We start from the raw sequence: 2,574 nt of genomic DNA, 5'->3' as shown, positions 1-2,574 counted from the left end.
GTTGCCCCAGGGCTGTGTAGCCGCGCTCCAGGAGGAGCGGTCGGGTTGGGGCGTGGGTGCCCAGGCGGAAACGGCGTTGGGTTTCCCGGTGCAGGGCATCGGGTTCCAGGGCGATCTCCAGGTCCAGGTCGGGGGCGCTTAGGCCATGCAGGTGGCCACTGCCGTAGGTGTGCCAGTTGAGCGTTGGCAGTTCTCCGAACTGGCTGACCTGGGGGGCGCCGGTGGCGGTCAGGGTGTGCTGGTGCTGCCATGTCCAGCCCTTGTTCTCCATGCCCTTATGCTGCTGCTGTTCACCGCTCAACCGCAGGGCGTGGTCGTAAGCCAACGCCACTGTGCTGTGGTCGTTGGTGGCGCCGATCAGCTGCCCGTGGGCACCCCAGCGGTAGTGTTCGGTGCTGGCCGGGGCATGCGCGGTGGCGGGGAGGTGGCGGGCCGTGAGACGGCCCAGGGCGTCGTAGTCGTAGCGGGTGGTGAGGGGCTGGCCGTCGGGGCCTGTGCGGTTGGCCTCCACTCGCTCGATCAGTTGGCCGGCTTCGTCGTAGTGATAGTGTTGTTCACGGCCATCGGGGCCGGTCTCACTGGCCAGGCGGTCCATGGCGTCATAGCCAAAGCGGTAGACAGCTCCGTTACCCAGGGTCAGTTTGCTCAGTCGTCCGGCATCATCGTAGGTGGTGTGCTGCTGGCTACCATCGGCTTCAATGCGCTGTGCCGGGCGGCCGTGTTGATCAAAGAAGAACTGCTGCCGGAAGCCCTCTGGGCCTTCGAGTTCGACCAGCCGTCCCTGGAGGTCGTAGTGGTGATGCCAATACTGTCCGTCGGGTAATTGGGTGGCGAGACGGCGACCCTGTTCATCGTGGGTCGTGCGGGTGGTCTCGCCCAGGGCGTTGGTCACGCTGGCCAGATGCCCGTGTGAGTCGTAGGCGTAGGTGGTGCGCTGCTGGGAGCAGTCGGTGTCGGTCATGAGCTGGCCCAGGGCGTTCCACTCGCGCTGGTGGGTGGCGCCGCCCGCATCGGTGAGGGTGGTGGGGCGGTCGGGTAGCTGCACATCCTCATAGGCGATGTAGGTGGTGCCTGCTGGCCCGGTGATCTGTACGGGATGCCCCAGGTCGTTGCGCTGGATCTGCCAGCGCTGCCCTTCAGGGCCGTCGAGAGTCACTGGTAGGCCAGCATCCCGTTCGATGGCCCAGCGGGTGCCGTCCGGTGCGACCTGGGCGATTACCTGACCGTGGTCATCGCGTTCCAGGCGTGTCTCACGGTCAAGTGGGTCAACGGTGGCACACAGGCGTCCGGCGCGGTCGTAGCGGTACTCAATGCGCGAGCCATCGGCGCGTACCTGGCCGATCCAGCGTAACCCGGGGCCGCTGCCGGTAAAGTAGTAGCGCTCTTCCCGGCCCAGACTGTCCACCACCTGGGTGTGGTCTTCGTGATAGTGGTAGGTGCGCGCGAGACCGCCGCTGTCCTGCTGCTGGATGACCCGCCCTGTGGGTGCGTGGTGATCCCAGGTGTAGCGGGTCTCTGCTCCGCCCGGTATCCGGTGGGCGATGAGGAGGTGGTCCTGCCACTCAAATTCTCGTACAACCTGTCCATCCTGGTGGCGCACCTCGTGCAGGTCGCCCTCAGGGGTATAGCGATACTGCACTAACCGTTGGTCGCTGGGGTTCCCCTCCGGGTCCTGAACCAGTCGAATCCCCACCAAACGCACCCCACGGTCTGCCTCGGTGGCGGGGGTTACTAACTCATACTCCCACTGGTAGTGGCGACCGGCGCTGTCCTCGACGCGTACCAGCAAGCCACCCTCCCAGTGGTAGGTGGTGGTATAGCCGTTGCGGTCCCGTTCCTGGCGGAGGCGCCAGAGAGGGGCGTCGTCCGCGGTAAAGAGGTAGTAGTGGGTGCCGTCATAAAGCGTAATGACGCTGTCATCAAGGCGCGCCGGCTCATCCAGGGCTTGCCACCGGCGTGACGGTGTGGCCTCTGACGTGCCGCCCCGCCGTATCCAGAGTTGCTCGGTGGGGGAAAAACGTTCCTGCCCCGGTGCAAGCGCCCCGAACCGCAGGGTACGCCCCTGGGCGTCCCGTAGCGCGCACTGCTGTTCACTGACGGTCAGTGTGAGTGAGGTGCCGGGTACCGACCACCCCTGACCCAGCACACCTACCTGCGCATTGCGGGATAAATAGCCCCGTGTGAAGACAAAGGGCTTGGGGGCCGGTAAGGCAATATCGGTTTCAGCGGGCAGCAGTTTGGCGCCCAGGACGGGGTTGACCGGGTTGCCTACACTCGGCTGACAGGCACTACACATATCCGCGAGCCCATCGAGTATCGATGGGTCTGCCATCTCCAGCACCTGCTCCCCCAGGGAGGCAAATAACGAGGAGGAGGCCATCTCCAGCAAGCCAGGGGTAGTGCTGCCACTCTCCTCACCGGGTAGTAAGGCCGTGGCGGCGGCTTGCCCGCTGCCCACGCCAGGGCGGCCGCCGGAGTTGATTCTGACCTGAGGCCCCACGATAGTAATGCCACTGGGGTCGAGCTTGACGAAGCTACCGCCCGCTTTAAGGGTGATCTCTGCCCCGGCCTCAA

1 protein-coding gene is annotated in these 2,574 nt (G+C 65.3%); it reads right to left on the bottom strand.

All coding sequences use genetic code 11. The annotated features are described in order from the left end of the window. The coding region (locus HP566_RS19045) for a DUF6531 domain-containing protein (RefSeq protein ID WP_340163093.1) at positions 1-2,574 on the bottom strand (2,574 nt) is incomplete at both ends.

Origin of the sequence: Vreelandella olivaria (assembly GCF_023507745.1) — a bacterium.
In the GTDB taxonomy this organism is placed as follows: Bacteria; Pseudomonadota; Gammaproteobacteria; order Pseudomonadales; family Halomonadaceae; genus Vreelandella; species Vreelandella olivaria_A.
Note: the sequence above shows the minus strand (reverse complement) of the source record. Positions and strands in the feature narration are given on the sequence as shown.